25 protein-coding genes are annotated in these 23,900 nt (G+C 66.1%); 8 read left to right on the forward strand and 17 right to left on the reverse strand.

From position 1 onward, the window contains the following. Positions 1-45 precede the first annotated feature (45 nt). From IEV67_RS17095 to IEV67_RS17110, 4 genes are all read left to right on the forward strand, one after another. A complete protein-coding gene (locus IEV67_RS17095; protein WP_188437912.1) occupies positions 46-543 on the forward strand; it encodes a hypothetical protein in 498 nt (165 codons plus the stop codon). 87 nt (positions 544-630) lie between these two features. Then, positions 631-1,077, forward strand: coding sequence for a CBS domain-containing protein (locus tag IEV67_RS17100; protein ID WP_188437913.1), 447 nt, complete (start codon positions 631-633; stop codon positions 1,075-1,077). Further along, a complete protein-coding gene (locus tag IEV67_RS17105; protein WP_188437914.1) occupies positions 1,061-1,573 on the forward strand; it encodes a CinA family protein in 513 nt (170 codons plus the stop codon). Before IEV67_RS17100 ends, IEV67_RS17105 begins: the two co-directional genes overlap by 17 nt. Positions 1,574-1,609: 36 nt before the next feature. Next, complete coding sequence (locus IEV67_RS17110; protein WP_188437915.1) at positions 1,610-1,882, forward strand: DUF7218 family protein; 273 nt, start codon at positions 1,610-1,612, stop codon at positions 1,880-1,882. Here the strand turns inward: IEV67_RS17110 and IEV67_RS17115 are convergent. Both IEV67_RS17115 and IEV67_RS17120 read right to left on the reverse strand, forming a co-directional pair. Continuing rightward, positions 1,857-3,155, reverse strand: a complete 1,299-nt coding sequence (locus IEV67_RS17115) for an FAD-binding protein (protein ID WP_188437916.1) — start codon at positions 3,153-3,155, stop codon at positions 1,857-1,859. The two genes, IEV67_RS17110 and IEV67_RS17115, sit on opposite strands and share 26 nt — an antisense overlap. A gap of 52 nt (positions 3,156-3,207) precedes the next feature. Next, positions 3,208-3,774: an NADPH-dependent FMN reductase gene (locus tag IEV67_RS17120; protein WP_188437917.1), complete on the reverse strand. Its 567-nt coding sequence runs from the start codon at positions 3,772-3,774 to the stop codon at positions 3,208-3,210. A 281-nt stretch (positions 3,775-4,055) separates the two neighbouring features. Here IEV67_RS17120 and IEV67_RS17125 point away from each other — a divergent pair, with 281 nt between their 5' ends. The 3 genes from IEV67_RS17125 (at position 4,056) to IEV67_RS17135 (ending at position 6,202) form a co-directional block, all read left to right on the forward strand. Next, positions 4,056-4,733, forward strand: coding sequence for a DUF6766 family protein (locus IEV67_RS17125; RefSeq protein WP_188437918.1), 678 nt, complete (start codon positions 4,056-4,058; stop codon positions 4,731-4,733). Positions 4,734-4,802: 69 nt separating this feature from the next. After that, positions 4,803-5,207, forward strand: coding sequence for a type 2 periplasmic-binding domain-containing protein (locus IEV67_RS17130; protein ID WP_229703278.1), 405 nt, complete (start codon positions 4,803-4,805; stop codon positions 5,205-5,207). Further along, positions 5,204-6,202 carry a cation efflux transmembrane domain-containing protein gene (locus IEV67_RS17135; RefSeq protein ID WP_229703280.1) on the forward strand — a complete coding sequence of 333 codons (999 nt, stop codon included), beginning with the start codon at positions 5,204-5,206 and terminating at the stop codon, positions 6,200-6,202. Before IEV67_RS17130 ends, IEV67_RS17135 begins: the two co-directional genes overlap by 4 nt. A 22-nt stretch (positions 6,203-6,224) precedes the next feature. Here the strand turns inward: IEV67_RS17135 and IEV67_RS17140 are convergent, their stop codons facing one another. The 11 genes from IEV67_RS17140 to IEV67_RS17190 all read right to left on the reverse strand — a co-directional run bounded on the left by IEV67_RS17140 (position 6,225) and on the right by IEV67_RS17190 (position 17,409). Continuing rightward, positions 6,225-6,362: a methionine/alanine import family NSS transporter small subunit gene (locus IEV67_RS17140; RefSeq protein WP_188437919.1), complete on the reverse strand. Its 138-nt coding sequence runs from the start codon at positions 6,360-6,362 to the stop codon at positions 6,225-6,227. Continuing rightward, positions 6,359-7,993, reverse strand: coding sequence for a sodium-dependent transporter (locus tag IEV67_RS17145; protein ID WP_188437920.1), 1,635 nt, complete (start codon positions 7,991-7,993; stop codon positions 6,359-6,361). The genes IEV67_RS17140 and IEV67_RS17145 overlap by 4 nt, the downstream gene beginning before the upstream one ends. Before the next feature lie 55 nt (positions 7,994-8,048). Beyond that, entirely contained in the window at positions 8,049-8,867 is an 819-nt protein-coding gene (locus tag IEV67_RS17150) for a DeoR/GlpR family DNA-binding transcription regulator (protein WP_229703282.1), read from the reverse strand. Further along, positions 8,864-9,679, reverse strand: coding sequence for a triose-phosphate isomerase family protein (locus tag IEV67_RS17155; protein WP_229703284.1), 816 nt, complete (start codon positions 9,677-9,679; stop codon positions 8,864-8,866). Before IEV67_RS17155 ends, IEV67_RS17150 begins: the two co-directional genes overlap by 4 nt. Next, the gene (locus tag IEV67_RS17160) at positions 9,672-10,145 is read right to left on the reverse strand and encodes a ribose-5-phosphate isomerase (RefSeq protein WP_188437922.1); all 474 of its coding nucleotides are present in this window, start codon (positions 10,143-10,145) and stop codon (positions 9,672-9,674) included. The genes IEV67_RS17155 and IEV67_RS17160 overlap by 8 nt, the downstream gene beginning before the upstream one ends. A gap of 2 nt (positions 10,146-10,147) precedes the next feature. Beyond that, positions 10,148-11,920 carry a dihydroxyacetone kinase family protein gene (locus tag IEV67_RS17165; protein ID WP_188437923.1) on the reverse strand — a complete coding sequence of 591 codons (1,773 nt, stop codon included), beginning with the start codon at positions 11,918-11,920 and terminating at the stop codon, positions 10,148-10,150. Positions 11,921-12,026: 106 nt separating this feature from the next. After that, positions 12,027-13,019 (reverse strand): D-ribose ABC transporter substrate-binding protein, encoded by a 993-nt coding sequence (locus IEV67_RS17170; RefSeq protein ID WP_229703286.1) that lies wholly within the window; start codon positions 13,017-13,019, stop codon positions 12,027-12,029. 47 nt (positions 13,020-13,066) lie between these two features. Further along, a complete protein-coding gene (locus IEV67_RS17175; RefSeq protein ID WP_188437924.1) occupies positions 13,067-14,164 on the reverse strand; it encodes an ABC transporter permease in 1,098 nt (365 codons plus the stop codon). Positions 14,165-14,186: 22 nt separating this feature from the next. After that, complete coding sequence (locus IEV67_RS17180; RefSeq protein WP_188437925.1) at positions 14,187-15,710, reverse strand: sugar ABC transporter ATP-binding protein; 1,524 nt, start codon at positions 15,708-15,710, stop codon at positions 14,187-14,189. After that, positions 15,707-16,378, reverse strand: coding sequence for a DUF2291 family protein (locus IEV67_RS17185; protein WP_188437926.1), 672 nt, complete (start codon positions 16,376-16,378; stop codon positions 15,707-15,709). Before IEV67_RS17185 ends, IEV67_RS17180 begins: the two co-directional genes overlap by 4 nt. Beyond that, the gene (locus tag IEV67_RS17190) at positions 16,375-17,409 is read right to left on the reverse strand and encodes a zinc-dependent alcohol dehydrogenase family protein (protein ID WP_188437927.1); all 1,035 of its coding nucleotides are present in this window, start codon (positions 17,407-17,409) and stop codon (positions 16,375-16,377) included. Before IEV67_RS17190 ends, IEV67_RS17185 begins: the two co-directional genes overlap by 4 nt. A gap of 247 nt (positions 17,410-17,656) precedes the next feature. On the opposite strand from IEV67_RS17190, the gene IEV67_RS17195 reads away from it, so the two are divergent. Further along, complete coding sequence (locus IEV67_RS17195) at positions 17,657-18,703, forward strand: NAD(P)-dependent alcohol dehydrogenase (protein ID WP_229703288.1); 1,047 nt, start codon at positions 17,657-17,659, stop codon at positions 18,701-18,703. 51 nt (positions 18,704-18,754) lie between these two features. Here the strand turns inward: IEV67_RS17195 and IEV67_RS17200 are convergent, their stop codons facing one another. Genes IEV67_RS17200 through IEV67_RS17215 form a run of 4 tightly spaced genes read right to left on the reverse strand, consistent with a single transcriptional unit; the run spans position 18,755 to position 23,888 of the window. Further along, positions 18,755-20,443: a dipeptide ABC transporter ATP-binding protein gene (locus IEV67_RS17200; protein WP_188437928.1), complete on the reverse strand. Its 1,689-nt coding sequence runs from the start codon at positions 20,441-20,443 to the stop codon at positions 18,755-18,757. 1 nt (position 20,444) lies between these two features. After that, positions 20,445-21,293 (reverse strand): ABC transporter permease, encoded by an 849-nt coding sequence (locus IEV67_RS17205; RefSeq protein WP_188437929.1) that lies wholly within the window; start codon positions 21,291-21,293, stop codon positions 20,445-20,447. Next, positions 21,290-22,303, reverse strand: coding sequence for an ABC transporter permease (locus tag IEV67_RS17210; protein ID WP_188437930.1), 1,014 nt, complete (start codon positions 22,301-22,303; stop codon positions 21,290-21,292). Before IEV67_RS17210 ends, IEV67_RS17205 begins: the two co-directional genes overlap by 4 nt. Continuing rightward, positions 22,281-23,888 carry an ABC transporter substrate-binding protein gene (locus IEV67_RS17215; RefSeq protein WP_229703290.1) on the reverse strand — a complete coding sequence of 536 codons (1,608 nt, stop codon included), beginning with the start codon at positions 23,886-23,888 and terminating at the stop codon, positions 22,281-22,283. The genes IEV67_RS17210 and IEV67_RS17215 overlap by 23 nt, the downstream gene beginning before the upstream one ends. Between the last annotated feature and the right edge of the window lie 12 nt (positions 23,889-23,900).

Consider the following 23,900-nt stretch of genomic DNA (forward strand, 5'->3'; position numbering starts at 1 on the left):
GGCCGCATAGCCTTGCGGTTCCAGTGAGTTCGAAGGGAGCCGGACATGACCGATCAGACCGCGCCAGGGTACAAGCCGACCACGACCCACGCGGAATGGGGCGCGGGCGACCCGCGGCTGCTCATCTCGCGTGAGGACGATCGCAGCGTGCACCACATCACGACCGACACCGTGCGCATCGGTCTCGCTGACGGCAATGAGCTCCGACTCGACGACACGGACCCCGTGCACGCGACGATCACCCACGACGAGCGGGACGAGTACGTGCTCACCCTGCACGGCGCGGGAGAGATGAACGCGAATCCGCTGTCCGCCGAGACGGACGGCGGCGACCGATCGGAGATCCTCCGTACCGGGGCTCGCTTCACGGCTGGGCCGTGGACCCTCGTGTTCAGCAGAGACGAGTTCGCGGATCACGGCCGCCCCTTCGGCGGCCGCGAGGGCGGCGAGTTCGATGATCAGCCACCGCAGCCGGCCCGACCGGATTACTCCCCGTCCGACGGCGACGGCCCCGATGGCGGGATGGAAGTGAAGGACGGCTGACTCGAAGCTGTCAACCCCCTCCGCACCCGCCGCCCGGCACACCTATCGTGACGCGAACCGGATGCACATGACGAGAGAGGAAAGAAGATGACGCTTACGCGGGACATCATGACTCCTGCACCGCGGTGCATCGGCGAGAACGACTCACTGAGTATCGCGGCATCGCTCATGTCCGAACTCGATGTGGGAGCACTGCCGATCTGCGGCGAGGACACGAAGCTGAAAGGCATGCTCACCGACCGCGACATCGTGGTCAGGGCTGTCGCCGAAGGCCTCGATCCCGAAAGCACCCCCGCACGCGCACTCGCAATGGGCAAGCCCGTGACCGTCGATGCCGCCGATGACATCCAGGACGCGCTCCAGAAGATGCGAGAGCACCGGATCCGGCGGCTTCCCGTCATCGAGAATCGCCTGCTGGTCGGAATCATCAGTCAGGCTGACATAGCGCGTTCGCTGGCACCGGAGACCACCGGTGAGACTGTCGAGAGCATCTCTCGGCCGGAACCGAGTGTCCAGTATGCAACCCGCCGATGACATCGGCCGGCTCGGTCAGTTGGCTATCACGCACGAACTTCGTATCGCTGTGGTCGAGTCGCTCACATCGGGCGGTCTGGCGCATGCGATCGGTGCGGGCGAGGAAGCGAGCCGATGGTTCGCAGGGGGCATCGTCGCGTATATGACCGACGTCAAGCAGCACCTGCTGAAACTGACGGCAGGGGTCGACCCGTGCTCTGTTGAATGCGCCGAGCAGCTTGCTGTCGGTGGCCTTGAATTGTTCGCGGCCGATGTCTGCATCTCCACAACCGGTGTCGGCGGGCCCGACCCAGAGGACGGGCACCCCCCGGGAACGGTCTATCTGGGCTGGGCGACGCACGATCAGCAAGGGCATGAACACCTCCAGCTCGACGGTGGTCCCGACGCGGTGCTGGCCGCGACGGTCGACGCCGCCCTCCATCTCCTGCGTGCCCGCGCAGAACAGCTCGCCCACCATGCCGACGCTGTCGGCGTATGGTCCCACCACCCGATGTGACCTAGGACTCGACATCGAAACTGAAGGAGACGAATCATGCCACGCGGCGCGAACTCACGTTTGAAGGACCCGGAGCTGTACGAGGAGCTCCGCGACGACGGCGCCTCGAAAGAGAAGGCGGCACGCATATCGAACGCCACCGGCGGGACCAAACGCGGGCGGTCGGAGGTCGGCCGACGCGGCGGCGAGGCCGGCGACTACGACGACTGGACGGTCGACGAGTTGCGCGGTCGCGCCAAGGAACTCGGCCTCACCGGATACTCCAAGAAGCGGAAGTCCGAGCTCATCGACGCGCTTCGGAACCACTGATCGTCAGCACGCGATCGAGGTGGCTGTTGCGGAACTTCCCCGCGGGGTCGACGCGCGCGGCGAGCGCCGCGAAGTCGCCAAGGCGGTGGAAGCCTGCAGCCTGATCGAATCCGGTCGAGTAGACCTTGCCCCAGTGCGCGCGCGGCGCGAAGGGGCGAAGCGCCGCCTCGATCTCCGGCAGGATGGCGGCGACTTCGGCAGGAAGCTGGCGCCAGGTGAAGTGGATGGCGAGCCGTCCGCCGCCCTCGCCCCCGCTGAGCCAGAGGTCGTCCCCCGCGAAAGTGCGGAACTCGCTCACGTGCAACAGCGGGTCGATCCGGTCGCCGAGCGGGCGGATGGCGCGCAGCGCATCGACTGCCACCGCACGGGGCACGAAGAACTCGGACTGGATCTCGTCGCCACCGGCGCTTGGGTCACGGTCGAAGCGGAAATGCGCGAGCCGCGTCGACCATGCACCGCGCGTACCCAGCGGCGTCATGTTGTCATCTGGTGCATCGCCGGTGATGATGGCGTGCACTTCGGCGGCGACTCGCTCTCCGCCGAACGCCCTCGGCGCAGCATCCGCTGACCCGCCCTGATCCGTGAGAGCGCGATGTTTGAGCCACAGCGTCGACAGCGTCGACTGCGCCCATTTGCCGAGCACGCTGACGCTGTACGCCGACGCCATGATCTCGTCGAACTCCGCAAGGAAAGTGTCCCAACCCAAGCCGGTGTACACCTGCTGCGTCACGTCGTACGTCGGTTCGATCGCCAGCTGCAGCCTGGTGATGACCCCGAGAGCGCCGAGCGCGACGACGCTGCCGTCGAAATCGGGGTCGCCGGCGTGGATCCACGTCAGCTCGCCGTCTGCGCCGATGCGCTCGATGCCGCGCACAGCTGTCGACAGCACGCCGTTGCCGTCGCCGGAGCCGTGGGTGGCGGTCGCTGTCGCGCCCGCCACGGAGATGTGGGGCAGCGAGCCGAGGTTGTGCAGCCCCCAGCCGTGCTCGTGCAGGAACGCGGCGACGGCTCCGTACGGCGCCGCGCCGGGCACGGTGACCGTCTGCGTGGTCTCATCGAGTTCGAACGGTGAGACGACATCGCGGAGCGAGATGAGCTGGGGAGCATCGGCGAGGTCGTTGAAGGAGTGGCCGGTGCCCAGCGCTCTGATCCGAGATGCATCCGCGACGAGCTGCTGCGCCTCGGGGATGTCTCGCGGGCGCAGGACCGTCGTCGGCGTGAAGACGACGTTGCCCGCCCAGTTGCTGATCGCGTTGCGGCCTGTGAGTGTCATTCGTCCATCATGCCGTGACGGATGCCCGTCGGTTGCCGGATGCCGTCGCACATCACTTCCGCGGCAGCACGGTCAGCACGCGCTGGATGTGATCGCGGAACTCCATCATGTACGCACGCAGGAACTCCTCGGTATCCGGCTTCGTGACCGTGCCGTCGTCGTGGAAGACGTCTTCGGTGAAGTGGATGTAGGCCTCCGGCGCCGTCATGTGGCGGGTGTTGCAGAACGCCAGTACCGCCCGGAGGCTCTGCTGCGCGACGGCGGTGCCGATGACCCCGATGGATGCTCCGATGACAGCCGTCGGCATATGGTCGAAGGAATTCTCTCCCCAGGGGCGCGAAGCCCAGTCGATCGCGTTCTTGAGCGCGCCGGGGATCGATCGGTTGTATTCCGGTGTCACGAAGAGGATCGCGTCGCTCGCGCCGATCGCGTCCTTCAGAGCACGCGCTTCTGCGGGGTAGTCGGCGTCATGATCGGGGCTGTAGAGCGCAAGGTCGCCGATAGGGATCTCGGTGAATTCCAGATCATCCGGTGCAACCCGGATGAGCGCCTTGGACAGCACGCGATTGATCGACGTCGACGACAGGCTTCCGACGAAATAGCCGACTTTGTACGACATGGGTTCTCCTCACGACTCGAGCGAATGCCTCCAGTGTGCGCTCACGACCTCGCGTACGGAAGGCTCCCCGCCGCAGATGCCGACCCTGAGGGCTGTTGTCAAGGGTGCTTCCCTGCTCGCTCTCGTGCGACAGGATCGTCTCAAGGGCGGAGAGGAGCCGACATGTCAGGTGACGGTGAGACAAGAAGTGCGATGCGCACCGCGTTCTGGTCGTGGACGGTGATCATCGTTGTCGGACTCGCGGTCATGATCATCCTGCCGCTGATCGGCCGTTGATCGCCATGCGTCATTTCCTCCGCACCAGCAGTCTCAGCCTCGCGTCCCTGATCATCTTCGTGCTCGCACTCCTCGGCCAGTCCTTCGCCGGTCACGCGTACAACAACGAAGAGCTCATGCAGCACGGACAGGCGCCGGTGACGTACATCGACTTCGTCACTTCGTCGGACTTCCTCGTCGATGTCGCAGAGAACTGGCAGTCCGAGTTCCTCCAGTTCTTCCTCTTCATCCTGGCGACGATCTGGCTGATCCAGCGCGGATCGCCCGAGTCGAAGAAGTACGGCGACGAAGGCACCGGAACCGATGAAGAACAGATGGTGGGCGCGCACGCCAGGGCCGACTCTCCCCGCTGGGCGAAGGTGCGAGGCGTGCGCCTGTGGATCTACTCGAACTCCCTGTTGATCGCGATGGGAACTGTCTTCCTGCTCTCGTGGCTGGCGCAGTCCCTCGCCGGCCATGTCGTGGCCAATCAGGAGAACGCGCAGCACGGCGTGCCGCTGGAGACGTGGGGCGACTACATCGTCTCCCCTGACTTCTGGAACCGCACTCTGCAGAATTGGCAGTCCGAGTTCCTCGCCGTCGGCGCGATGGTCGCGTTCTCGATCTACCTCCGCCAGCGGGGCTCCAGCGAATCGAAGCCCGTCGGCGTCCCCCATCACATCAGCAGCGTCGAATCGGAGTGAGAGATGGCGACTCGACTACAGGGCGTTCTGCTGATCTTTGCCATGACCGTGAGCCTGGTGGGATGCGGCATGACGGTACCCACAGATCCCGACAGCACGTTGCAGCAGGTCTCCGGAGGAGATCTCCGAGTGGGCGTCTCCCCCGCCGAAGGTCTCGCCGACGTTTCGACAGACGCGCCGACCGGACCGCTCGTCGATCTCGTCGACACGTTCGCCGACTCCCTCGACGCCGACGTCGAATGGACGATCGATAGCGAGGAGACACTCGTCGGGATGCTGGAGGAGGACGATCTCGACCTCGTGGTCGGTGGATTCACCGACCAGACGCCGTGGATCGACCGCGCCGGCGTCACACGTGGATACACCGGCATCCCTGGCGCGGACGGTCGTTCCATCGTCATGCTGGTGCCGCTCGGCGAGAATGCGTTCTTGTCAGAGCTGGAGCTGTTTCTCGACACGGAGGTCGGCTCGTGAGCACCTATCACCAGTTCGGCCGCGCCGACCTTCCCCCTGAGCAGGAACGAGCGTTGAAGAAAGCGGTGCGGTGGGAGTACGCCACGATCGTGTACACCACCGTGACGATCATCCTCGTCGCCTTCGTCGTCGGCAACTCCCAGGCGATGCGAACCGCGTGGATCGAGGACATGCTGTCCCTCATCCCGCAGCTCGCGTTCCTCATCGCGCTGATCTTCGTGCGACGCCGGCCGACTCTGAAGCACCCGTACGGCATGCACCGTGCGATGGGTGTAGGGCATCTGGTCGCCGGCGTCGCGCTTCTCGCGGTCGGCCTGAACCTTGCGTTCGAAGCCATCTCCGGGCTGGTCGCGGCGGAGCACCCGACAATCGGCACCGTCAATCTCTTCGGACAGACCATCTGGTTGGGCTGGCTCATGGTCCTCGTCATGACCATCATCGTCGTCGGCCCGCTCATCTACGGCCACGCGAAGTCGAAGCTCGCACCCGTGCTGCACAACAAGATCCTCTACGCAGACGCCGACATGGCGAAAGCCGATTGGCAGACCAACGCAGCCTCGATCGTCGGTGTACTCGGTGTCGGCGTCGGGCTGTGGTGGCTCGACGGCGTCGCTGCGCTTTTCATCTCGCTCGGCATCATCTGGGACGGCTTCCGCAACGCAAAAGGCGCTGTCGTCGACCTCATGGATCAGCGGGCCCGCACCTACGACGACAAGCACCCGCATCCGCTGGCGAACGACATCGTCGAGCATCTTCGCGCACAGTCCTGGATCGCGGACGCGGCCGTGCGCATGCGCGACGAGGGTCAGGTGTTCCACGTCGAGGCGTTCATCATCCCTCGACGGCGGCGAGTATCGCTCGCCAAGATCGACCAGGCCTCCGACAGCATCGCTGCAATGGACTGGAAGCTTCAGGACGTCGTTGTCGTCCCCTGCGACCGACTGCCCGATGAGGCGGACCGGGGCCTGATCGCCGCCTACGACAAGCCCGATTGAACTGGGTCGGGGGCCTCCACGCTCACAGTTCGACGCGCAGCGTATCCGGCTCGGTTTCGGCGACCTCAGGGTGACGCGCGAGGTTCACGATCGCGGCGATCAGACCGCCCCAGACCGTGACCATCGCGATGATCATCATGATGATGGCTGTGGTGGTCATGCGCCCAGTCCCTTCTCGTGCGACGTCTCGTGCGGCGTGGCGGTGCGGATCGTGCCGGTCTCGGGGTCGGCATCGTAATGCTCGACCTCGAGGAACTCGTCGTAGTCGGGATCGTCCTTGGCATGCGAGCGTCCGCTCCATGGCATGAGCGAGAGCAGGATGCCGATCACGACGAGGGCGATCACCATGCCCCAGCCGAAGACGCCGAGGAACCAGGTCGGGTAGCCGCCGTACGGCTCGGAGATCTTCGTGATGAGTTCGCTGATCAGAAGATACCCGAGCACGATCGGGGCGAGCACGCCGACCAGCAGCACCCAGATCCGCCCGACGGGGAAGCTCGAGCGCCGGTTCAGGTGGTCTCTCAACGCGGGCAGCTTGTGGAACACCCACGCGACCACGATGACCGCGACCAGGGCGACCGCCATGATCCCGAAGGCATTGACGAACGCATCTGCCGTGTCGAGCACCGTGAGCGCCGTCGTCGTGGAGAAGAGCGCCATCGAGATCACCGCGAGCGGGATCGACACGGTCAGCGTCGTGCGCACGCGGCCCCAGTTCAACTTGTCCTGCAGGGCGGCGACGATGACCTCGAGGATGGAGATGAGCGAGGTGACCCCGGCGAACACCAGCGCTCCGAAGAACAGGACGCCGATGATCGAGCCACCGGTCGCCTGCGAGACGATGGTCGGGAACGCGACGAACGCGAGTCCGATTCCCGACGATGCCACGCCGGACACGTCCGTCCCCTGCGCCTGCGCCATGAATCCCAGCGCGGCGAACACACCGATGCCGGCGAGGATCTCGAAGCCCGAGTTGGCGAACGCCACGACCAGTCCGGAGCCGGTCAGGTCGGTCTTGCGCTTGAGGTACGACGAGTAGGTCACCATGATGCCGAAGGCGACCGAGAGGGAGAAGAAGATGTGCCCGTACGCCGATGCCCACACTCCTGGATCGGCCAGTGCCTCCCAGTTGGGGGTGAAGAACGCGTTGAGGCCGTCCATTGCTCCTGGCAGGAAGAGCGACTGCACGACGAGGATCGCGAACATGACGGTGAGCAGCGGCATGAGGATCATGTTCGCCCTGCCGATGCCGCGTTTGACGCCGAGAGCCATGATCACGATCACGACGAGCCAGACGACGATCAGCGGGATGCCGACCTGCGGCACGAAGTCTGTGGATATCCCGCCTTCGGCGACGTCTGCGGACTGCAGGAAGTCGGTGAAGAAGAAGTCGTTCTCGTTGCCCGCTCCCCAGGTGAGCTGCGCGGAGAACCAGGTGTACATCGCCGCCCACGCGATGATGACCGCGTAGTACACGGCGATCACGACGCAGATGAGCACCTGCCACCATCCGAGCGGCTCTGCCGCACGATGGATGCGCCGGAATGCGAGCGGAGCAGAGCCGCGGAAGCGGTGTCCGATCGCGTAGTCGAAGAACAGCAGCGGGATGCCGGCGGTCAGAAGCGCGCACAGATACGGGATGAGGAACGCCCCACCGCCGCCCTCGTACGCGACGTAGGGGAAGCGCCAGATGTTCCCGAGCCCGACGGCGGAGCCGATCGCCGAGAGGATGAACACATTGCGTGAGCCGAAGGCCTCACGTTTGCGGGTCTGCGTCGTTGCGGTGGCCATGCCCGAGACGTTACCTCAGACCGGACAACGGCGTCACGAAGTGCGGGCGATCGAATCAGCGTGCGGCGGCAGGACGGCGCGCGATGTGCACGTTGACCCCGGCATCCTGCATTCGCTCGATGTGCCGCCGTTCCGTGGCTGCGTCGACAACGACCACGTCGAAGTCGGCCAGCGGCAGCATCGCATGCAGGGCGCGCTTGTCGAATTTGGTCCGATCCGCGAGCAGCACGCGCTTGCTCGCAGACTCGAACATCGCTCGCTTCACGTCGACGGTCTCAAGAGTCTGGTGGAAGCAGATGTCATCCACGATCGCCGAGGTCGACATGACGAAGAGATCGGCGCGCATCTCGGCGATCTCGCGCACGGTGATGCGCCCCATGAAGGCACTGCACCAGTTGTAGAACTCGCCGCCGAGGCCGATCATCTCGATGCCGCGCATACCGCGCAGTTCATTCATGATCGTCAGCGTGTTGGTGATGACCGTCAGCGGCGTCTTCGTGTGCAGATGCGGAAGCAGATGCATCGTCGACGTCGAATCATCGAGGATGATCGCCTGCCCCGGTTCGACGAACTCCATGGCGGCGAGCGCCATCGCCTCCTTCTCGGCCTGCTGACGACCCACGCGGTACACATCGCTGGATTCCACCAGCGCGGTGGAACTGGCGGTCGCCACCCCTCTGCTCTTGCGCAGCAGTCCGCGATCCTCCAGTTCATCGAGATCACGATGGACCGTCATGACGCTGATGTCGAACCGCTCGGCGATCTGCTCGATGCGCATGGATCCCGCGGCCATCACGGCCTCGCTGATGGCGAGCTGACGCGACTGCTGCCGGCCCGTTCGCGAGGGCACGGCTGGGGAACTGCTGGTCGTCACGGTTCTTCTCCCTCTCGATGTGTCCCGACGGCCTCGTCGATGATGCTCGCGAACGCCTGTGGTTCGTGGGCGAATCGGCCGAGGAACAATCCGTCGACACCTGAGGAGAGCGTACTGAGCAGTCCGGGTTTCGCGCTCCCGCCGTAGATCACCGCCGCGCCGGCAAGACCGCGCCGCGCGAGGTGAGAGCGCAGTTGTGCGACGACCGCCGTCACATGCTCGGGGGCGGCGGGCTCGGCCTGTCCGATCGCCCATTCCGGCTCGTAGGCGACGACGAGATCGTCGAGGTCGTCGGCATCCGCGATCGCCGATTCGATCTGCGCGATGCAGGTCTCGCCCGCGAGGTCCGCCTCCTGCTGGGTCTCTTCGCCGACGCACAGCACGGGCGTGAGGCCGTTGCGCACGGCGGCGGCGAGCTTGCGCCGGATGATCGCATCGTCTTCACCGAAGACGTGCCTGCGTTCCGCATGGCCGACTTCGACGTACCGGCATCCGAGTCGCGCGAGGTCGGCGCCGCTGACCGCGCCGGTGTAGGCACCCCGCTCAGCCCAGAACAGGTCCTGCGCCCCCACGGAGATCGGCGAGCCGGCGACGGCGGTGATCACGCGATCCAGCGCGGGAAGCGACGGAAGGATGAACAGCCGAACATCCCCCGCGACGACTGCGGGATGAGCGCGTGCGATCTCTGCGAGAGACGTGGCCCACGCGACGCTCGCGTCGACGTCGAGATAGAGCTTGAGGCTGGCCCCGAGCAGAACAGGCCGAACAGTCTCCTGCTGCGAGGAGCGGGACGGTCCGTCGGCGTCAGCCACAGGTCCCGGTGGCCTCATAGCCGTTGATGACGGCGACCTTCTGCGCCGACGCGGACGACTCGTCGAATTCGTATCCGAGCCATTCGCGCGCGAGCCGGCGTGCCAGTTCGAGCCCCACCACTCGCTGACCGAACGTGAGCACCTGGGCGTTGTTGCTGAGCACGCTGCGCTCGACGCTGTAGCTGTCGTGCGCGGTGACTGCGCGGATGCCGGGGACTTTGTTCGCCGCGATCGCGACGCCGAGCCCCGTGCCGCATACCAGCAGCGCACGGTCGGCTTCGCCGTCGCGCACCTTCTCGGCCGCGGCGATCGCGACGACCGGATATGCCGCACCGCCGCTCGCGTCGACGCCGACGTCGATCACCTCAGCGACCCGCGGGTCGTTCTGCAGATCCTTCTTGAGCGCTTCCTTGTACTCGAACCCCGCGTCATCGGATCCGATGACGATTCGCCATTCACGTGTCATGTTCAATCCTTCTCTGTGCCGCTGTCGTCTGCGAGCACCTTGTTGTCCTGCTCTGCGAGCAGCCGGCCCGCAACGGTCATCGCCCGTGCGAGCGAGATCGCGCCGGGGTCGGGAGTGCCCAGGCTCTTCTCCATGTGCGGTCGTGCGCGCCCGAGACGGGGAAGAAGAGCGGATGTCGCTTCTGCTGCGCTCGTGGCGTCAGCGGCCGCTGCCACCCACGCCGACGCCAGCGTCGCGCCTGCGGCGACGCGCGCGGTCAGGCCCTCGGCGAAAGGCACGAGTGCGTCGACCATGGTCTTGTCTCCCACCGCGGCTTTGCCGTATCCCTGAATCGCGGCACGCGCGGCGTCCACGGCGGATGCGACATCCTGCGCCTGCGGCCGGATCTCGTCACCGAGACGCTCCCCCGCTGCGCGAAGCGCCGCACCCCAGAGAGCGCCGGAGGTGCCACCGGCCTTGTCGGCCCAGGCGTCTCCCGCACGGCTGAGCACTGTGCCCGCACCTGCGCCGCCTTCAACAGCCTCCTTTGCCGCCGCAGCGCCGGCACGTGCACCGCGCTGCATACCGATGCCATGATCGCCGTCGCCGGCGATCGCATCGAGTCGGCCCAGTTCGTCGACGTCACGATCGATCATGTCGCGGATGGTGTCCACGATCGCGAGGGCGACGACGCCGACCTCGATGGAATCCTGCGAGGCCGCGGGAATGACGTCGGCGCCGAGGCCGGCTTCCTGGACGACGTCGACTACGGCGTCCACGCCGGACGATTCGACGGCGCCCTTGCGGTACGCCGGAGTGTAGGTGGGCGAAGCCCAGGCTGCCTCGAGCTCATCATCCAGCCAGAACAGGGTCAGCGAGACGCCCGCCATCTCGAAGCTCGTCGCGTACTCGCCCACCTCGGGTTCGACGACCGTGACGCCGGCGTCACCCAGGAGCTCGGTCACCGTGGCGTAGATCACGAACAGCTCCTCGGACTTGACCGCACCGAGGCCGTTCAGGATGACCGCGGCCTGCGCGCCGTCGACGGCGACGCCGTCGGGCACCTCACCCAGCAGCCCTTCGACGAGCAGCGCAGCGATCTCCCGCGCCGATGGCAGCGGCACGACCGAGATGCCCGGTTCCCCATGGATACCCATCCCGACGGCCATGTGCCCGGACGGGACGGTGAAGAGCGGCTCGGACGCGCCGGGGAGCGTGCAACCGGAGAACGCCACGCCGATCGACCGGGTGCGATCGTTGGCTCGGCCGGCGATGTCGGCGACCTCATCGAGCGTCATCCCCCGCTCGGCGGCCCACGACGCGGCACGGAACACCGCAAGGTCTCCGGCGATGCCGCGACGCTTCGACTTCTCCTCGGGGGAAGCGCTGTAGATGTCGTCCGTCACCCGAACGGTTCGGCACGGGATGCCCTCGTCGCGCAGCCGCTGCTCGGCCTGATCGAAGTTGAGCACGTCGCCGGCGTAGTTCCCATAGCTGAGGAGAACACCCGCCTCGGTGGCGACCGACTTGGCGACCGAGTAGATCTGCTGTGCGCTCGGCGAGGCGAAGACGTTGCCCATCGCCGCACCGTGCGCGAGGCCGGCTCCGACCAGTCCGGCGAAGGCGGGATAGTGTCCCGATCCGCCTCCGATGACGATCGCGACCTCCCCGGACGGCGTGGCCTGTGCCCGGGCGACGCCACCGGCGACCCGCCGCACCAGTGTGCTGTGCGCGGCGACGAAACCGATCACGGATTCGTCCGCGAAATCGGCGGGGTCGTTCAGAACGTAACTCATGTTGCCTCTCGTCAATCCCTCTTGAGATCGGGACGAAGTGTGTGGGCGGGGACGGATGCTGATGGGCTTCCGCCCCCGCGTTCACCGCATGGAAGCGCGGTGGGCTCTACTCGGTGTAGGTGAAGGGTTCCGTCATCTTGTCGGCGTTGTCCTTCGTGATGAGGATGCAGTCGAACGACTGCTTCTCGGTCTCCGGAGCTGTGCCGGTGCGGATGTACTCGTCGGCGAGCTCAACGGCTTCCTTGGAGAACACGGCGACAGGCTGGAGGACGGTGTACGCCATCTCGCCCGCGATGACCGCGGAGACGGCATCCGGTGCGCCGTCGAAGCCGCCGACGACGACGCCCTCGAGCTTGCCGGCTTCCTTGAGCGCTGCGACCGCGCCGAGCGCCATCTCGTCGTTGCCCGACATGACGCCGGTCAGTGACGGGTTGGACTGCAGCAGCGACTGCATCTTGTCGTGACCCTTGGTGCGGTCCCAGTCCGCGACCTCTTCCCCGACCTCGACGAGCTCGGGGTACTGGCTGATGACGGTCTGGAAGCCGTTTGAGCGGGTCTGCGCGTTGTTGTCGGACGGAGCGCCGAACAGTTCGACGTACTCACCGGCCTCGCCCATCTGGGTCACCCACTCCTGGGCGCCGATCGCGGCGCCCTGAGCGTTGTTCGACACCAGCTGCGCCTTCGCGATGCCGGCCTCGTTGATCTCCGCATTCACGAGGAACACCGGGATCCCCGCGGCTTCGGCTTTCTTCACAGCCGCGATCGAACCATCGGCGTTCGCCGGGTCGAGGATGATCGCGACGGACTTGTTCGCGATCGCCGTGTCGATGAGGGTGTTCTCGGTGTTGGTGTCGCCCTTGTGCGCACCGACACTGGACTCGTAACCGAGTTCTTCAGCGGTCGCAGCGGCGACGTCGCCCTCCGTCTTCCAGTAGGGGTTGGCCGGGTCGTTCACGATGATCGTGATGAGGCCGCCGGCTTCTCCGCCTTCGGCATCGTCCGTCGGAGCAGCGTCCGTGCTGCCTCCGGCGCATCCGGCGAGCGAGATGATCAGAGCGCCTGCAGCGATGATCGAGGCAATTGCCTTCTTGCGCATCATTTGATGCGTCCTTTCTCTTGGTGGGTATTACAGGGTCTGTGTGCTGGTCACTTTGTGCCTACCGGCTCCGACGTCTTGTCGGTCGCCTTCGTCGGCTTCGGGCCTGTTGAGGCCGGCCGGCGGCGCCGTCCGTACTGCAGGCTGTTCAGGAGCACGGCAACGACGATCACCGCGCCGATGAAGACCATCTGCCAATAGGCGGAGACGCCGACGATGACAAGTCCGTCGGACAGGAAGCCGATCACGAACGCACCGAGCAGCGTGCCGCGCACGTTGCCGCGGCCACCCATCAGGGATGCACCACCGATCACGACCGCGGCGATCGCCGTCAGCTCGTATGTGTTGCCCGCCGTCGGGCTGGCGCTGGTCAGGGTGGAGGCGAGGATGAGGCCTGCGATCGCGGCACAGACGCCGGAGATGACGTAGACCCAGATCTTGACGCCGCGCACCGGCACGCCCGAGAGCTCCGCTGCGCGCTCGTTGCCGCCGGAGGCGTACAGCCAGCGGCCGAAACGGGTGCGACCGAGTACGAAGCCGAGCACGATCGCGATCAGAGCCATGATGATGACGCCGATCGGGATGTTCAGGACGCGGTTGAAGCCGAGCCATTCGAAGCCGGTGTTGCCCAGCGCCTCGTCACCCGAGAGGTCGTTGATGGTCAGGCCGTTGGTCATCAGAAGAGCAAGACCGCGCACCACGTACAGCATGCCCAAGGTCGCCACGAAAGGAGCGACCTTGAACCTGGACACGAGGATTCCGTTGACGAGACCCACGGCTGCACCGACGGCGCAGGAGATGACCACGACCACGGGGATGCTCGGATACAGGACCACGCCGAAGATGTTGATCGGCACGCCCTGCATGAGGAAGCCGGCGATCACCGCGGAGAAGCCCAGCGTTGATCCGACCGAGAGGTCGATGCCGCCGTTGAGCACGACCAACAGCATCCCGAGTCCGAGGATGGCGTAGATCGCCACGTGGGAGGACATGATCAGGATGTTGTCGAACGTGAGGTAGTTCGGCGACATCAGCGAGAACACCACGATGATCAGGATCAGGGCGAGAAATGCCCTGCCCTCGATGAGCACTCGCGCGAGAGAGAACTTCTTCTTGTTGTTGATGATGGCAGTCGTTGTCGTCGTCATTGTCGGTCCGTTCTCAAATTCTCTAAGCGGCCACGGCCTCGCCGGAGGCGGCCATGATCATTTCCTTCGTGGCGTCCGGACCGAACTCGGCGGAGATCTGGCCGCGTCGCAGGACGATGATGCGGTGAGCGATGCTGAGGCACTCGCCGACCTCGGATGTCGAGTACACGACGGCGAGGCCCTCGCGGGCACGCTCGGCGAGAAGCCTGAACACCTCGCCCTTCGCACCGATGTCGATGCCGCGGCTCGGCTCGTCCAGAAGCATCACGCGGGGATCGGTCGCGACGACCTTCCCGATGACCACCTTCTGCTGGTTCCCTCCGGAGAGCGAGCCGATCGGCAGTTCGGGCCCGGGTGTCTTCACGGTCACGGTGCGGATGAGGTCCTGGGCGATCTTCTTCTCGGTGCGACGCGAGAGCACGCCGTTGACGATCGAGTTCCCGAGGCTGGCGAGCGTGAGGTTGGTACCGACGTCGAACGTCTGCACCAGCCCGTCGCGCTGCCGGTCCTCAGGTACGAGCCCGATCCCGAGCGCGATGCGCTCAGCGATCGAATCATCGCCCAGCGCGGTACCGTCCAGCAGGATCTCTCCACCATCGATCCGATCGCGCCCGGCGACCGCCTCGAGGAGTTCGGTCCGGCCTGCGCCCATCAACCCGTAGAGGCAGACGATCTCGCCGGCCCTGACGTCCAGGCTGAGTCCGTTGACGATCGATCGTTCCGGGTTCTCCGGATCGAGGACACGGAGGTCCCGGATGCTGAGAATGGTCTCGCCGAACTCGTAACCGCTGGGCGGCGAGCCGAGATCGAAGTTATCGCCGACCATGTTCCGCACGATCCATTCGAGATCGATATTGGCTCGTTCGTCCTTGGCCGTCATGGATCCGTCGCGCAGGACGACGGCGTGATCGGTGACCTCGAGCGCCTCTTCGAGGTGGTGGGAGATGTAGACGATGGCCACACCACGCGCGGTGAGGTCGTGGATGATCCCGAAGAGGATCTCCACCTCGGCCGCAGCGAGTGCAGAGGTCGGCTCATCCATGATGAGGATTCGCGAGTTCACCGACAGCGCACGAGCGATCTCGATGATCTGCTGCTGGCCGACGCGCAGATCGTTGACATGCGTCTCCGGTTCGACGCCGGGGAGCAGATCGGCGAGGAGCTCGCGCGTCTGTCGAGCCTCCTCTGCGAAGTCGATCCCGAAGGGACCGGTGATCTCGCGCCCCATGAAGATGTTGTCGCGCACCGAGAGGTTGGGAGCAAGACTGAGCTCCTGGTGGATGATCGAGATGCCGCGATCGCGCGCGTCGTTCGTGGAGTGGAACACGACAGGTTCGCCGTCGAGGACGATCTCGCCGGACGTCGGTTGCTCGACACCCGACAGGATCTTCATGAGCGTCGATTTGCCGGCGCCGTTCTCTCCGAAGAGGGTCGTCACGGTTCCTCGACGGATCTCGAAGTTCACGCCCTTCAGCGCCCTGGTGCCGCCGTAGGTCTTGACGACGTTGCGTGCCTCGAGGACGACATCGTCGAAGTCGTCGCTCATTGCACGCTCAGTTCGACGGGTGTCACGAGCCAGGAGCTCGGATTGATCAACGTGAACGCACCGGTGACCTCGATCGTCTTCCCGGTCAGGGCAGCAGTGTCGACATCGGCGAGCACCTGCGTCTTCAGCTCTTCATTCAGCGCCGCTGCCGCGTTCTGGAAGTCGATCTGATTGATGAACTGCCCGAACTCGATCTCACCGGTCGCATCGCGCAACTCGGTGCCGTTGATGGCGGGGCCGGTCTGCACCCGGATCAGGAGCCCTTCAGGAAGCCCTTCGACCGCCACGTCGTAGATCCCGGACTGTCCTTCGCCGACGACGCCGGTGAACGTTGTGGTGTAGACGGGGCCGCCGGAGCTCTGCACGGCGTACTCCTCAGCGGCCGCTGCCGGATCCGTCGCGATGTCTGCCGCGAGCACGTCTGCATCGACGGCGCTCTCGACGATGGCGGACTGCACCGTGGGGAAGTTCTCGGCACCATAGGTGGCCGGGTCGAACTTCTCCGTACCCTGTGCGAGCGGGTCATCGGCCGGAACGACTCGTGTCCCCAGCACCAGGCCGAGGATCACGACGACGATCACTCCGATCCAGATGCCGCGCTTCGCATTGCGCGACAGCGATCGCTGCGCCTTCCTGACCGGCGGGCTCACCGTGGTCGACGCGCTCACGGGATCAGCACCCTGGACTCGGTGTCGTTCGGTCGGATCTGGAGCTTGCGCCCCGAGCCGCGACGGAACAGCTCCAGTGCCTCTTCGTAATCATCGAGGATGAACGAGTGGCTGATCATCGCCTCGGCGTTGATCGCACCGGCTTCGAACATCTCGACCGCGCGCCCGAAGGAGTTCAGGACCGCCATCGTCCCGACGATCGAGATCTCGTCGCGGTACACGCGGAACGGCGAGAACTTAGCGGTGCCGTCGGCGGGAGCGACGCCGAAGTCCTGGAAGAACCCGGCGGGCTTGACGCGGGTCAGCGCGTCTTCGATCGCGCGCAGGTTGCCGGTGCAGTCGATGACGACGTCCCACTTCTCGCGGTCGGCGTCATCAGCGGACGTGTACCGCAGCTCGATGCCGCATTCCTCCGCGACTGCGAGACGGTCGGGGTTCAGGTCGACGATGCTGACCGATGCCGCGCCGGCGCGGGTGGCCAGCTGAGCCATCAGCAGTCCCATCGTGCCTGCCCCGTAGACGAGGACGTGGTCGCCGATGCGGCGGGGCAGCACGTCCCAACCGCGGATCGCGCAGGCGAGGGGCTCGATGAGAGCGGCCTGGTAGAGATCAGTCTCCGGCTTGAGCTTGTAGACGTTGCCGGCGGGCGCGGTGAAGTATTCCTGCGAAGCTCCGTCTGAGGCGACGACGCCGAGGCCGTTCCAGAATCGGCAGAGGTTCTGGTGTCCGTTGAGACAGAACTCGCACTCACCACAGGTGGTGCTGGGGTTGATCGCGACGTGGTCGCCGACTTTGAAGTCGAACACACCGCTGTTGACCCCGTCACCGAGCGCGACGATGGTGCCGGTCGCCTCGTGGCCGGGGACGAGCGGGAAGACGGTGCCTTCGAACTCGCCGTCGAAGACGTGCGTGTCCGTTCCGCAGATGCCGACGGCTGCCGTCTCGATCAGGATCTCTTTATAACCGGGCGTGGGCTTGGGCCGCTCTTCGAGGGACAGCTGCCCCTCGGCGGTGAATACAACTGCTCGCATCTTTGCTCCCGAATCTGCGTCTCCCGCGACGCGAACACTGTCTCGCCGTTGGGATGTGTCGATGTAACGGGTGGCAGCTCCTGGCCGTGCCGGAGATCCACCGGAGAGGTTCGACTCTCGTGTTACGTTTCCGTGATCAGATACCATGACCACGTTACATTCACCATACGTCGCGGTAATATCGAGTGTCAAGAGAGCCGTCGATAGCGAATGGCATCGGCGAAAACCGCACCGAGGAGACCGCTTCATGACTGCAACGACGCACATTCCCGAGCACATGTTCGCGGGCGTGCTCGTCCGGCCCGGCCACGTCGAAGTTCAGGAACGCCGCGTGCCGACACCGGCACCCGACGAGGTTCTCGTCAAAGTCACCGCGGTGGGCGTCTGCGGCTCGGACGTGCACTTCTTTCACGAAGGGCGTCTCGGGGACTGGGTCGTGGACGAGCCGCTCGTACTCGGCCACGAGTCCGGCGGTGTGATCGTCGCGGTGGGTGCGGATGTCGCGCCGGAACGCGTGGGCGAGCGGGTTTCGATCGAGCCGCAGCACCCGTCCACGACTTCCGCCGAGACGCTGCGGGGCGACTACAACCTCGACCCGCACATGCGCTTCTACGCCGTGCCGGGAACGGATGGCGCGTTCCAGGAGTACGTCACGATCCAGAGCCATTTCGCCTTCGCGATTCCCGACTCGGTGAGCGATTGGGCGGCCGCCCTGCTCGAGCCCTTGTCAGTGGCCGTGGCGACGGGCCGCAAGGCCGCGTTCTCCGTCGGCGACCGCGTGCTGATCACTGGAGCGGGGCCGGTCGGCCTCGCAGTCGCGCAGGTGGCCAGGGCATCCGGCGCCGCGGAGGTACTCGTGTCCGACATCAGCGAAGCGCGGCGACACGCTGCGCTTCGCTTCGGCGCGACGACAGCTCTGGATCCGGTCGCCGACGCGGATGCGATCCGCTCCGCCGGCGCCGATTCGTTCGTGGACGCCTCGGGCGCCGCGGCCGCAGTGCGCAGCGGGATCGATGCGCTTCGTCCGGGCGGACGCGCCGTGCTCGTAGGGATGGGTCTGCCGGAGCTGGCGTTGCCGATCACGCAGATCCAGAACAAGGAACTCGTACTGACGGGAGTCTTCCGTTACGCGAACACGTGGCCTGCGGCCATCTCCCTCGTCGCATCAGGACGGGTGGACCTGGACGGGATGGTCACGGGCACGTTCTCGCTCGACCGCGTAAAGGATGCGCTCGAATCGACGACCGATCCCGACACGATCAAGTCGGTCGTGGAACCGCACCGCCGTAGTTAGCCGGACATCGGTTCGCGTCGAGCTACTCCTCCTGATTCGTGCAACGGAGGCTTACTCGCCCGAACTATCCAACCGCGCAAGTGAGCCGACCAGTTCCTGCGTGTAGGCATGCGCCGGTTCGCGGAAGATCCGGTCCGCATCGCCCTGCTCGACGACGACGCCGTCCTTCATCACGAGCATCCGATCGCTCATGTGGTGGATGACCCCGAGATCGTGCGAGATGAACAGGTAGCTCAGGGCGTACTCGTTCTGCAGATCGACGAGGAGGTCGAGGATCTGTGCCTGCACCGAGACATCCAGCGCTGAGACGGCCTCATCGAGCACGAGGATCTCCGGCGATGTCGCCAGAGCGCGCGCGATGGCGATGCGCTGGCGCTGACCGCCGGAAAGGCGCAACGGGAATCTCTCCGCCATGGCAGCCGGCAGCGCGACCTGCGCGAGCAGATCGCGCACTCGCTGCGCCTTCTGGTTGCGGTTCAGCCCGGCATCCGCCGGGATCGCGTCGAGCAGGATCCGCTCGGCGTTCCATCGCGGATCGAACGAGCTCAGCGGGTCCTGATAGACCACGCCGATGTGCGGCCGCAGCGCCCGGCGACGCTGCTCGGAGACGGTCGACCAGGGTTGATCCAGCAGCCGTACCTCTCCCGCATCCGCGCTCTCGAGTGCGAGCGCGATGCGGGCCGTCGTGCTCTTGCCGGAGCCGGACTCCCCCACAATGCCCAGCGTCTCTCCGCGGTGCAGCGTGAACGAGACGCGATCGACGGCTCGTGTGAGTCGTCCGTCCGGTGTGACGAAGGTCTTCACGAGATCACGCGCTTCGAGCACCGGCTCGCCCCGCTCCCCGCTCGAGGCGCGCGCCAGATGCAGGTTGGGCACCGCGCTCGCGTGCGGTGCCAGCCGCTCACCGCGGGTGTGTCCGCCGGGAACGGCATCCACGAGGCTCTGGGTGTACGGATCCTGCGGAGAACCGAGAACGGCGGCAGCCGCACCCTGCTCGACGACCCGACCGTCGCGCATGACGAGGATGTCGTCTGCGAGGCTCGCCACGACCGAGAGGTCGTGGCTGATCAGGATGATCGAGGTGCCACGGGATTTGGCGTCGTTGAGCAGCGACAGCACCTGGGCCTGGACCGTCACGTCGAGGGCGGTTGTCGGCTCGTCGGCGATGATCACCTCGGGGTCGAGGGCGAGTGCGGATGCGATGAGGGCGCGCTGACGAAGACCACCGGAGAGTTCATCCGGACGCTGTCGCGCTCGCTGCTCAGGACGGGGCACGTCGACGCTGGCGAGCAGGTCGATCACCTTGCGCTTGCGGGCGGCCCGGTCGCGCCATCCGTGCAGTCGCAGCGCCTCGCCGATCTCCGCACCGACTGCTCGAAGCGGATCGAGCGAGACGAGCGCATCCTGCTGGATGAATCCGATCCGCCGGCCGCGGATGCTCCGCCAGGATCGGTCGGTCTGCTGGGCGAGGTCGACCTCGCCCAGGCGGATCTCGCCCTCCACGACCGCGCCGGTCCCCGTCAGCCCGACGAGGGTGCGTGCGGTGACGCTCTTGCCCGAACCGGATTCGCCGACGATCGCGACGCAGCGCCCAGGGCCCAGGTCGAACGACACCCCGTGGACGATCTCGCGGACGTTCCCGCCGTGCGCGAAGCCGACGCGCAGGTCTCTCACGATCAGCCGTGGCGGAGCGGTCTGCTCCTCGACCGGAACCTCTTCGGCCAGTTCGGCGATGTTCATGTCATTCGCCCTTCTCAAGACTGTTCTGGATGTGCTTGCCGAGACTCGTCGCGGTCAGTGCGAGGACGAGGATGACGAGGCCGGGTACGAACGTCAGCCACGGTGCCTGCAGGATGTAGGCGCGTCCCGCATCGAGCAGGGCACCCCATTCGGACGATGGCGGCGCGACGCCGAGACCGAGGAAGGCCAGACCGGACGCCCACACGATCGACTGCCCGATGGCCATCGTGAACACGGCGACCAGGGGCCGGATCGCGTTCGGCAGCACGTGGCGCGTCAGGATGCGGCCACGGCTGTGCCCCAACGCCCGTGCCGCCTCGACGTAGCCGGCGTTCTTCGCCGAGAGGATCTGCCCCCGGACCATGCGGGCGTAGCCGGGGGCGGTGCTGACGCCGACGGCGATGACCTGCGTCCAGGCTGAGGCGCCGAGGATCGACACGAGCAGCAGTGCCAGCAGCAGGATCGGGAAGGCGAACACGACCTCGATGCCACGGTTGACGATCGCCGAGGTGAACCGGTCGCCGAGGGCGGCCAGCGACCCCAGGACGAGCGCGAAGATCAGCGCGATCCCCGCCGCCCCGATTCCGATCAGTAGCGACTCGTGTGTGCCGTGCACGATCCGGCTGTACAGGTCGCGGCCCGACTCGTCGGTGCCGAACCAGTGCGACAGCGACGGCGGACGCAGGGCATCCGCGAAGTTCTGCGCGGTGGGGTCGGCTGTGGCGAGCACCGTCGGAGCGAGCGCGGCAAGAGCGAAGAAGCCGGCGAGCGCGATCGCGACGATCAGGCCGGGGCTGATCCGGCGCCGCGATCTGGGTGACTCGACGGCTTTCGGTGCGGCGAGGGTCATGACTGCTCCAGCCTCGGGTCGATGAGCGTGTATACGACGTCCACGAGCAGGTTCACGATGACGTACAGCAGCGCGACGAGGATCACGATGCCGGTGACGACCGGCATGTCCTGAGCGCCGACCGCGGCGACCAGAGTCTTCCCGATGCCGGGTCGCGAGTAGATCTGTTCGACGATCACGGCGCCCGACACCGTCGCGCCGATCGCCCAGCCGGTGAGGGTGATGGCCGGCAGCGCGGCGTGGCGCAGCACGTGCCGCAGTCGGATCTGCAGATCGCCCATGCCGCGCATCCGAGCGCTGAGCACGAACGGCTGTTCCAGCGCTCGCTCGTACTCGGTGCGCACCGACTGCCCCATGAACCCGGCCAGCGGGATGGCGAGTGTCAGCGCAGGAAGCACGATGCCGTCGATGCCGCTGCCGCCCATCACCGGGAACCAGCCCAGCGACAGTGCGAAGATCAGGAGCAGCAGGATGCCGAGCCAGTACGGCGGCAGTGCCGCGTTGATCGTGTCGATCACCGATCCCACTGTCCGCACCCGCGGACCGCGACCAGCGGTGAGCGTGACCCAGACGACCATGATCACCCAGGCCAACACGATCGCGACCAGGCTGAGTGTGACGGTCGCCCCCAGCTGCTCGCCGATCAGATCCCAGACCGGCCGGAACTGCTGGTACGACATGCCGAGGTCGCCACGGAGGAGTCCGCCGATGTAGTTCAGGTACTGCACGACGATCGGGTGATCGAGCCCGTAGGCATCGACGATGGGAGCGAGCTCCGCCGTGGTGCGCTCCTGCGCCTGGCCGGTGCGGATGTTGAGGATCGCGGTGGCGCGGTCGCCCGGCAGGGCGACCTGGGCGAGGAAGGCGGCGGTCGCGGCGCCCCACAGCACCACCACCGCCCCGAGCAGGCGCGACGCGATCAGGCGGGTGCGGCGACTGCGGCGGCGAGCGGCGGTCCCGGCATCCGGTGCCGCCAGCTCGGCGGCGTCACTCGACGAAGTAAGCGTCATAGAACGTCGGTCCTCCCTGTGCGTTCTCCTGCCACACGTCCTTCAGATGAGGACTGACTCCGAGCGTGCTCAGGCGGTCGTACAGTCCGAATGCGGTCGCGTGCTCTGCGATGTACTCCTGCGCCTGCTCGTAGAGCGCGTTCTGCGCGTCGACGTCGGTCGTGGAGTTCGCCTCGAGGATCAGCGCCTCGAGCTCGGGGTCGTCATAGAAGGCGCTGTTCGAGAAGTTCGGGTTCTCCTCGGTGCTCGGCCGCCACGTGATGTAGAGGATGCCGGCGTTGACCGAGGTCCAGTACCCAGCCGAGATGTCGTAGGAGTCCGGGCCGGCGTACTTGCCCGCCCAGGTCTCCGTCGGCGGTACGGGGATCAGTTCGACCTTGAAGCCGGTCGCCTTGGCCTGTTCCTGCACCGCCTGGAAGATCGCGGCACCGTCGGCGTTGATGATCGTGCCGGCGTTGTACGGGAAGACCACGTCGAGCGTCTTGCCGTCCTTGACGCGGTAGCCGTCGGCGTCGCGGTCGGCCCAGCCGGCTTCGTCGAGGAGTCGGTTCGCCTCATCGGGGTCGTAGTCGTAGTAGTCGGCGGCTGCCTGACTGTATCCGGGCGTGGCCTGACTGACCGAGCCGTTGCCCTCGTAAGGGATCACACCGTGACCGATGGTCTCGACGATGCTCTCGCGGTCGAGACTGTAGATGAACGCCTTGCGCAGACTCTCATCGGAGAACGGCTCACGACTCGTGTTGAACGAGATCTGCTGCGGACGGCCGGGAGTGACGTACTTGAGCAGATCCCACTGCTCGTCCTCGAGACCCTGCCATTCCAGCGAGGGGACGTCATAGATCGCATCCGCCTCTCCGGAGCGCAGCGCCGAGACGCGGGTGACGCCGTCGGCGACGAACCGCCAGTCGATCTGGTCGACGTAGGCGGCGCCGGTGTGCTTCGCGTTCGCCGGAGCAGAGGTGTAGTCGTCGTTGCGGGCGAGCAGCACGTTCTCGCCGCGGTTCCATTCCTCCACGACGAACGCACCGGAGCCGATCGGCTGCTCGCAGTTCTCCTCGTCAGTGCGGGTCTCCAGTGCGTTCTGGGACTGGATGCCGAAGTACGACTGCGAGAGGTTCTCGAGGAAGCGCGGGTAGGGCTGGGAGAGATGGATCGCCACCGTGAGGTCGTCGACCGCCTCGGCCGATGCGTAGTATCCGCCGAGCCAGACGGCGGCGGTGCTGTTGCCGCCTGCGACCCAGTAATCGAAGTTGTAGGCGACGGCCTCCGCGTCGACGGGTGTGCCGTCGGTGAACGAGACGTCGTCCTTGAGGGCCAATGTATACGTCAGGCCGTCATCTGACGCCTCCCAGCTCTCGGCCAGCCAGGGAACGACCTGGCCGTCGTCATCGAGCGAGACGAGGTTGTCGAGGAACTGGTACGAGATGTACGCCTGCTCGATCCAGCCGCCGAAGAGGCACTGCGGCTCCTGCTGGTGGGCGTAGACGATCGTGCCGCCGTCGACGCGCTCGGCGTCGGCCGCCGGCACGACGGCCGACGCGGTACCGCAGGCGGTGAGGCCGATCAACGCCGCGGCAAGGGTCACGGATATCGTTGT

The organism is Microbacterium murale, from assembly GCF_014635185.1.
In the GTDB taxonomy this organism is placed as follows: domain Bacteria; phylum Actinomycetota; class Actinomycetes; order Actinomycetales; family Microbacteriaceae; genus Microbacterium; species Microbacterium murale.